We start from the raw sequence: 7,915 nt of genomic DNA on the forward strand, positions 1-7,915 counted from the left end.
CAAGTCACCACTGTTTTTATTGTAAATTTTTTTAACAGTTTAGATGCCAATCAAAAACAGTCTCTGCTTAAAAAATTGGAAAAATATGAAGCTGATTTTAGGTTACTTGCCAGCCAGTCAAATTAAACAAAAGACTTATCACGTTGCGTAATTCCGGGGACAGTTTACTTAATTCAGCCCACTTTGTGTTCGGGAACCACCACCAGATGGGCGTGAATCTATGCCTGCCTGCTTTTTAGCATTGCTCAACAGAGAAATGTAAGCCTGGTAATCATCATCTATGAAAAAGGTTTCCTGGCGGCGGTTGCCACGCTGGGTGATATGGTGGGGATAGTTTGGGATAACCACTCGAGCCATCCTGGCCATTGTGTCGCTCCTTGTATTTGATACATCCTTATCAAATACAGCTTATCTCGCCAGAGTTGAGGAGTTAAGTAAACTGTCCCCGTAACTATTTGTATTTCTTGGTTTCTGTTTAAGCGTTTCAGAACATCGATAAACACTGTTTTATGCCTTTTCATTTCGGTACAATCCAGCCCCTCCCATTTCATCACTTACTTTCGTGAATCGTTATTTTACGAGCCCGCGGATTAACCTCCGGGCAGGTTAGCCGTAAGAAAGATGAAATGGGGCTATTAATAATTAATCGTCGCTTCTTATTCGTTTTTACTAACCTATCGTCAGTAAAACTGAGTGGGATACATGGAGTTCAATGTTATGGTTATTCAGCTTTTTCCTGCCTGGGCGCTATTGCTTTCTGCCCTTGCTTTTTTTCAGCCGGATTTATTTGTCGGTCTGAAAACGCAAATCGTTCCTTTACTGATGGTTATTATGCTTGCGATGGGTCTGACGTTAAGTCCGGCTGATTTTAAGCAAGTATTGAAAAGCAGAAAGGCCGTGGGCGTTGGTGTTTTGCTGCAATTTTTGGTCATGCCTATTGCCGCCTTTGGTGTCGCGATGGTGTTTGGCTTTGATACCGAATTGACCGTTGGTATGTTGCTGGTTGGCAGTGTGGCGGGTGGTACTTCGTCTAATGTTATGTGCTATTTAGCGAAAGGCGACACGGCACTGTCCATTTCTATGACGGCCATTTCGACCTTGCTTGGTGTGTTAATGACACCTTTGCTGGTGTCATTGATGATAGGTAAAAGTGTCGATGTGCCCGTGGCGTCGATGTTGATCAGCTTGTTTAAAATCGTACTGCTGCCTGTCGCGGCTGGTGTGCTGATTAATACCTTTTTCTCTAAGTTTATCCGTAAAGCCGAACCGGTTTTTCCGTACATCTCTATGTTTTCGATTGTCCTGATTATTGCGATTGTCGTGGCATTAAGCTCTTCTAAACTGGTTGAAGTTGGTCTGGTGGTTGCAGCGGCGGTGATTCTGCATAATTCGATTGGTCTGATACTGGGTTACTGGGTGACGTATCTGTTGGGTTTTGATGCGAAAGTATGTCGTACCATTGCCTTTGAAGTGGGTTTGCAAAATTCAGGACTAGCTGCAGCATTAGCAGTGAAATTCTTCACGCCTATGTCGGCTCTGCCTGGTACCATTTTCAGTGTGTGGCACAATATTTCTGGTTCATTGTTGGCGAGCTATTGGAGCCGCCGACCCGTTACAAAAGACACTCCCGTGTTGAGTGAAAACAGTTATCCCGATAAGGGCCAACTGCCGTTATCCCGATAGACGCCAAAAGCGTAAAAAATAAATAGCCTCTTATCGATGCTACCTGACAATATATTAGGAAGAAATATGAATACTAATGTCGCGCAATTAACCGTATTGCAACGATTAAGTAAGTTTTTTGTCATCCTGTTACAGCGTTACCTTCCGGATCCTTTTATCTTTGCTATCGTCTTAACCCTGTTGGTGTTTGTGTTGGTAATGCCAAGTACAGGCCAGGGTCCTATGCAGGTGGTTGATGCCTGGGCAGGTGGGTTTTGGGCATTATTAACCTTCTCTATGCAGATGGCGATGGTGGTGGTGACCGGCCATGCGATGGCCAGTGCTCCGACGTTTAAGCGTAAGTTGGCCATAATGGCTGGGGTTGCTAAAACGCCGGGCCAGGCCATTATTTTGGTGACTGTGGTCAGTGCCGTTGCTTGCTGGATCAACTGGGGTTTTGGTTTAGTCTTAGGCGCTATTTTTGCTCGTGAGCTTGCGGTACGAGTAAAAGGCGTGGATTATCGTTTGTTAATCGCCTCTGCTTACAGTGGTTTTTTATTTTGGCATGCGGGCTTGTCCGGCTCGATTCCTTTGGCTATCGCCAGTGGCAGCAATATTGAAACCGTCACCAATGGTGCGGTAACGTCGGCTATTCCCACTTCTGAAACCCTCTTTTCTGCCATGAACCTGACTATTTTAGCAGTGATGTTTATTACCATTCCTTTGCTGAATCGTCTTATGCATCCTGCTGCTCAAGATACGGTGACGATCGATGCGGCGCTGCTGGAAGAGCACGCTGTTGAAGCGGTATTGCCGAATAAAGAGGACATGTCTCCGGCGGAGCGTCTGGAAAACAGCCGTGTATTGTCCCTGTTGTTAGGTGCAATGGGCTTTGCTTACATCATCTATTATTTTATGAATAATGGTTTTGCGCTCAACCTGAATATTGTGAACTTCACCTTCTTGTTTTCGGCTATCTTGTTGCATGGTACCCCAAAGAGTTTGCTTAACTCGGTTTCTCAAGGTGCTAAAAATTGTGCTGGCATACTGCTACAGTTTCCGTTTTATGCGGGCATCATGGGCATGATGACAGCAACAGGTGATTCTGGTGTGTCATTGGCCGGGGTGATTTCTGAAGCCTTCGTATCTATCTCAAACGAAACAACCTTCCCATTATTTACCTTTTTAAGCGCGGGTATTGTTAACTTCTTCGTACCTTCTGGTGGTGGTCAATGGGCGGTGCAGGCTCCGATCATGATGCCTGCTGGTGCCGCGTTGGGTGTTGATGCTGCAAAAACTGCCATGGCGATTGCCTGGGGTGATGCCTGGACCAACATGATTCAGCCTTTCTGGGCGCTGCCTGCGCTGGCTATTGCCGGGTTGGGCGCTAAAGATGTAATGGGGTATTGCATCATGGCTTTGCTTGGCTCGGGTGTGATTATCTCTATTGGCCTATTGGTTTTTTAACAGCACTTTACTAATCGGTTAACACAACAAAAACCAGCTGATGAAGCTGGTTTTTTTGTATTTTTTGTATCGCACTGCCGACTGGAATCCGCGGTTCAGACGGTACGTGGTGCCTGGCTGATTGTGCGTGAGGCACCTATGGATGTGGTTGTTATTTGTTTTTGATATTCATGTCATAAACAGGTGTTTTATACTTACGTTTTAAGCAAATGTTTAATACGATAGTATGGTATTTTGTTTGAATTTATATCGGCGTCAGTAAATTTTACATCCCTTGCTTCGTTAAATAATTATTTATTTTCAACATGTTGAATATTATAAAAATAGCCTTTTTGGTTTAAACTTTGCATAAGATGATTTATAGAGTGTTTTAATTCCTGATTTGAGGAGTGAAGTTATGAAAGGGGATAAATGTATAAGCTTGGCCATGTTGATGTGTGGGTTTTTGCTCTCCTCAATGACGGTTCAGGCCAATGTTCTGACTTATGATACCTGGACGACGAATGAAGGTGGCTCTCCGAATTATATTTTCACGGTTGATGATAATACCGCGGGTAAATTTACATATAACCTGACGATTAGTCCGTGGAATGCGGAGGCGTTAGGCTTGTTTGTTGATTTTGGTGATCAGACTGTCGGCGCGGTAGCATCAGCAGGGTTTGTTGATACTACTGTTACTGTGCCTGGTGCATTGGGAGCTAACTTGATTTTTACTGATACTGCCTCGGATAATTGTGGAAATGGCTGTAATCTTAGTGGTTTAAATCCATCGTTAATTGCTCCCGATGGGCAATGGGAGTTGGTGTTCAGTTTGGGTGTACAGGGATATGAGGGGCAGCAAACCTTTAGTTGGGTGACTAACAACTTTGGCCTGGGCTTATCTGATTTTGGTTTGGTGGGAATTCGTTCGCAGGTTTTTTGTAGTGGCGATGATCTGCTTCCTGATGATAATGAAAGTTGCAAAGGAAGTGATAAATCATATAGCTCTACACCGACTACGCCTCCTGGCGAGGTGCCGGAACCAGCAACACTGTTGCTGTTTGGTTTAGGTCTTACTGGCCTGTTGTATTCTCGCCGCTCAGTCTTGCGGGCATAGGTTTTGGATCTATTGGGAGCATGGGTTGCATTAAAAGCATAGAGAGCCTTATTGTTGAAGGCTCTCTATATTTTGATAGTGATTATTAAATTAAGTTGTATTATTTCAATCTAGCTGCGGCGCATCTCTCTATCGAAGTGGAATTTGCGTGAAGTCACATGCTCTTCCATGGCGCGAATTCGCTTATCTACTTTTGCTATCCGTGTACGTATTTCTTCAATGCGGCTTGATGCCGATGCGCCGTAATCAAACATCTTCTGTTTCAGGTTTGGCTTGTGCTGGTGGTGCGTTTGTCTGGAAAAGCCGCCTTCGTATGTGTTTCCCCGCTCCTTGCTGCTCTGATAGGTTTTGCTGCTTTCATAAGGTCTGCTGGATAACAAAAAGACAGCAGCGATATATGCCAGTACGGCAAAGGCGCCGGTAAACATGAATAATAAAATGGCACCTATTCTTACACCTGTCGCAGACCACTGCATATTTTCTGCAATGCCGCCGCACACGCCTGCGATCCAGCGTCTATCGGTACTGCGGTATAAATCGATGTCATAACCTCGGTCTTTAGCTGTGAACATACAGCCTCCTTAATCTACTGAGTGACGCGTTTGCCAATCGGGTTGCTCGGCGTCGAGAATGGTTTCAAGGGTCTCTAGTCTATTTTCAAGGCGTTCTACTTCCTTCATGGCGGCTTCCAGTGTTTGTTTATCTTCAGCTGAAAGCGCTTTAGTGGATCTCCATCTGCTGGCATAGTGCAATATTAGCCAAAGAGGGAGGACCATCCCCAGAAAGATGACGGTCGGTACGAAAAAGAACGCGAAGCTAGACATTATTAATCACCAGATTTGTTTTTGTTCATCTGAGCTTTAAGCTTTGCCATTGCCTGGTCAACTTTTTCGTTGCGTTCGAGGTCTTCGATCTCGTTGGCAAGGTCCTTAGTGCCCAGGTCATAGCTTTCAACTTCAGCTTCCATATCATCCATTTTACGCTCATAACGTTCAAATTTATCAAATGCTTCATTGAGCTTATCACGGCTAAAGCGGCGACGAATTTCCAGACGAGAGCGTGTGGTTTGCTCACGGGCGAGTAGCGATTTTTGTTTAGCTTTAGCATCATCCAGTTTGTGCTGCAGCTGAGATATCTCGCTATTCAGGTCGTTCAGGTGCTCCTCAATGGCATCAAGCTCCTGGTGTGCCATTTCAAGAGTTTCTGCTGCGGCTGCCTGTTCAGTCAATGCGGCGCGGGCAAGATCTTCGCGTTTTTTGTTGAGAGCAAGTGCTGCTTTCGTTTCCCACTCATCAGCATCTTTTTGCAGGGCAATCGCTCTGCGTTCGAGCATTTTCTTATCGGCAATGACTTTGGCCGATGTAGTGCGTACTTCAATTAACGTCTCTTCCATCTCCTGAATCATCATGCGAATCATTTTTTCCGGATCTTCAGCGCGATCCAGCAAAGAATTGATATTGGCATTAATGATGTCCTGAAAGCGTGAAAAAATACCCATTGTGCTTCTCCTGATCTGTTTAGTGGGCCTTTGCTGATCGGATCAATGAGCTAAAAGCCTTTAGTAATATACATAGCTATTCTCATGCCAACTTATTAACTAATTGATATTAAACAGTTTTAAATTTTTTTGGGTATTTTGTTGATTATATTTAGTTAAAAATTAACTAAAAAGTAGTTTTTTTAACTAATATATAGCTTATGAGGCTAACAAATAAAAAAACAATGCTGGGTGAATCACCCTTAATGCTGGATCTCTCTGATCAGGTATCCCGCATTGCGCCATTAAATAAACCGGTGTTGATTCTTGGGGAGCGTGGAACGGGGAAGGAGCTGGTCGCAGAGCGGGTGCACTTTCTTTCCAGACGTTGGGATCAGCATTTCCTCAAGGTTAGCTGTGCCTCGATGAATGATAATTTGCTTGATTCGGAGCTTTTCGGGCATGAAGTGGGCGCTTTTACCGGTGCCGTAAAACGTCATGTGGGTCGGTTTGAGCGTGCCGAAGGTGGTAGTTTGTTTTTGGATGAAGTGGCAACGTGCTCAACGCAAGTGCAGGAGAAATTACTGCGCATTGTTGAATACGGAGAGTATGAACGCTTGGGCGGGCAGAGCATGTTGCAGGCGGATGTGCGCTTGATTACAGCAACCAATGCCGATCTGCAAGGAATGGCTGAAAATGAAGAGTTTCGTGCAGACCTGCTGGATCGCTTAGCTTTCGATGTTTTACATATTCCGCCTTTAAGGTATCGCCAGCAGGATGTTTTAATTCTGGCGGAGCATTTCGCGCTGAGTATGTGTTTTGAGCTGGAACGCCAATACTTTCCCGGCTTTACCGACAATGCAAAAAGTCAGATGTTGGAGTATGCCTGGCCAGGGAACGTTCGCGAGCTACGTAATGCAGTGGAGCGAAGTGTTTACCGGCAGGAGTTGATTGATGAGCCTGTCGATGAGTTGATTATTGATCCGTTTGCGGCGAGTTGGTTGCAAGGTAGTGAAGAGGCTGTAAAAAAAGTGCCGTTTGTCATCCCTCAACCAGAGGTTTCTAAATTGTCAGATCAGGTGGGTGCGCTTGAGCAGCAGTTGTTATTAGATGCGCTTAAGACAACCCGCTTTAATCAGAAATTGGCGGCAGAAAAGCTGGGCTTAACCTATCACCAGTTAAGAGCGCAATTGCGAAAGCATAAAATGATACCTTTAAAAAGCTATATTGATCGTCATCAATAAGATATTGAAACATGTCTTTATCGGAGTTTTTCGCTGTTTAAAAAACAAAAATAGTTGAAGTTATTGAGGCTTTTAAAATCAAAAATAGATATTGATATTGGCTTGATTAATCAATATTAAATATTGAAGTTTTATTAATTTGTCAATACTGGGTTTTGATTTATTTATTTTTTTCAAATTTAAGTTTTGATAAAAATAGATATTGGGTTTAGGTTTTATTTTGCTGCTTTTAAATGGTCAGTGCTCATTTATTTCAAAGCTGAAATGACTATCTATTTGAAAAATAGAGAAATATCTAAAGTTTGTAAAATAGCCGCCGAATAAGTATTGGTATAAGCTGGTGATTTTTTGTACATTGTTAATTATTATCTGTATATAGTTATACTTGCTGGATTTAATAGATATTTGGCTTATAATTTGCCATATCAATAAGTAAATTGTAAATGTTGCAAAAGAAGATCGGTAAAAGTTTTTGTATTTTATTAATTAATGGTTAATTAGATGAATACTGATCATAACATGATCGTCGCACTGGATATCGGCACCTCTAAAGTGGTGTGCCTGGTAGCCGAAGTTATGTCGGATGGCCATATCGAGGTTGTCGGTATCGGCTCGCATCCGTCGCGGGGTCTGAAGCGCGGGGTCGTGATCAATATTGAATCGACGGTCGGATCGATTCAGCGTGCGGTTGAAGAAGCTGAATTGATGGCCGGTTGCAAGATTCACTCTGTTACCGTTGGCATTGCGGGTAGCCATATCAGCAGTCTGAACTCACATGGCATTGTCGCTGTCCGTGATCGTGAAGTAATGGATCATGACCTGGAGCGCGTTATCGATGCCGCCAGTGCGGTGGCTATTCCTGCTGATCAGAAAATTCTGCACATCCTGCCGCAGGAATACCTGATTGATAACCAGGAAGGCATTAAAGAACCGCTGGGTATGTCCGGTGTGCGTTTAGAAGCCAAAGTG

Annotated in this window: 9 protein-coding genes; 5 read left to right on the forward strand and 4 right to left on the reverse strand. The window is 43.8% G+C overall.

The annotated features are described in order from the left end of the window. Positions 1–168: 168 nt before the first annotated feature. The gene (locus ABY436_RS17680) at positions 169–366 is read right to left on the reverse strand and encodes a hypothetical protein (protein WP_372740254.1); all 198 of its coding nucleotides are present in this window, start codon (positions 364–366) and stop codon (positions 169–171) included. A 351-nt stretch (positions 367–717) separates the two neighbouring features. On the opposite strand from ABY436_RS17680, the gene ABY436_RS17685 reads away from it, so the two are divergent. The 3 genes from ABY436_RS17685 (at position 718) to ABY436_RS17695 (ending at position 4,225) form a co-directional block, all read left to right on the forward strand. Next, positions 718–1,683: a bile acid:sodium symporter family protein gene (locus ABY436_RS17685; RefSeq protein WP_372740255.1), complete on the forward strand. Its 966-nt coding sequence runs from the start codon at positions 718–720 to the stop codon at positions 1,681–1,683. Positions 1,684–1,749: 66 nt separating this feature from the next. After that, positions 1,750–3,129, forward strand: a complete 1,380-nt coding sequence (locus tag ABY436_RS17690) for a short-chain fatty acid transporter (RefSeq protein WP_372740256.1) — start codon at positions 1,750–1,752, stop codon at positions 3,127–3,129. 397 nt (positions 3,130–3,526) lie between these two features. Beyond that, positions 3,527–4,225, forward strand: a complete 699-nt coding sequence (locus ABY436_RS17695) for a PEP-CTERM sorting domain-containing protein (protein WP_372740257.1) — start codon at positions 3,527–3,529, stop codon at positions 4,223–4,225. A 110-nt stretch (positions 4,226–4,335) separates the two neighbouring features. On the opposite strand, the gene ABY436_RS17700 is transcribed toward ABY436_RS17695, so the two are convergent. Genes ABY436_RS17700 through pspA form a run of 3 tightly spaced genes read right to left on the reverse strand, consistent with a single transcriptional unit; the run spans position 4,336 to position 5,723 of the window. Next, complete coding sequence (locus ABY436_RS17700) at positions 4,336–4,797, reverse strand: PspC domain-containing protein (protein ID WP_372740258.1); 462 nt, start codon at positions 4,795–4,797, stop codon at positions 4,336–4,338. Positions 4,798–4,806: 9 nt separating this feature from the next. Next, positions 4,807–5,049, reverse strand: coding sequence for an envelope stress response membrane protein PspB (gene pspB / locus ABY436_RS17705; protein ID WP_090728529.1), 243 nt, complete (start codon positions 5,047–5,049; stop codon positions 4,807–4,809). 2 nt (positions 5,050–5,051) lie between these two features. Beyond that, positions 5,052–5,723, reverse strand: coding sequence for a phage shock protein PspA (pspA, locus tag ABY436_RS17710; RefSeq protein WP_090728530.1), 672 nt, complete (start codon positions 5,721–5,723; stop codon positions 5,052–5,054). Between the two features lie 224 nt (positions 5,724–5,947). On the opposite strand from pspA, the gene pspF reads away from it, so the two are divergent. Both pspF and ftsA read left to right on the forward strand, forming a co-directional pair. Next, positions 5,948–6,946: a phage shock protein operon transcriptional activator gene (gene pspF / locus ABY436_RS17715; RefSeq protein ID WP_372740259.1), complete on the forward strand. Its 999-nt coding sequence runs from the start codon at positions 5,948–5,950 to the stop codon at positions 6,944–6,946. 501 nt (positions 6,947–7,447) lie between these two features. After that, positions 7,448–7,915 (forward strand): cell division protein FtsA (gene ftsA / locus ABY436_RS17720; protein ID WP_372740260.1); only part of this gene is annotated, 468 nt, incomplete at its 3' end.

The organism is Neptunomonas sp. (genome assembly GCF_041601355.1).
In the GTDB taxonomy this organism is placed as follows: domain Bacteria; phylum Pseudomonadota; class Gammaproteobacteria; order Pseudomonadales; family Balneatricaceae; genus Neptunomonas.

What these genes read in the sequence shown, in the direction of transcription:
- ABY436_RS17695 (WP_372740257.1), top strand. Translation starts at nt 3,527, where the DNA reads ATGAAAGGGGATAAATGTATAAGCTTGGCCATGTTGATGTGTGGGTTT.
- ABY436_RS17680 (WP_372740254.1), bottom strand. Translation starts at nt 366, where the DNA reads ATGGCCAGGATGGCTCGAGTGGTTATCCCAAACTATCCCCACCATATC.
- ABY436_RS17690 (WP_372740256.1), top strand. Translation starts at nt 1,750, where the DNA reads ATGAATACTAATGTCGCGCAATTAACCGTATTGCAACGATTAAGTAAG.
- ABY436_RS17700 (WP_372740258.1), bottom strand. Translation starts at nt 4,797, where the DNA reads ATGTTCACAGCTAAAGACCGAGGTTATGACATCGATTTATACCGCAGT.
- pspA (WP_090728530.1), bottom strand. Translation starts at nt 5,723, where the DNA reads ATGGGTATTTTTTCACGCTTTCAGGACATCATTAATGCCAATATCAAT.
- ABY436_RS17685 (WP_372740255.1), top strand. Translation starts at nt 718, where the DNA reads ATGGTTATTCAGCTTTTTCCTGCCTGGGCGCTATTGCTTTCTGCCCTT.
- pspB (WP_090728529.1), bottom strand. Translation starts at nt 5,049, where the DNA reads ATGTCTAGCTTCGCGTTCTTTTTCGTACCGACCGTCATCTTTCTGGGG.
- pspF (WP_372740259.1), top strand. Translation starts at nt 5,948, where the DNA reads ATGCTGGGTGAATCACCCTTAATGCTGGATCTCTCTGATCAGGTATCC.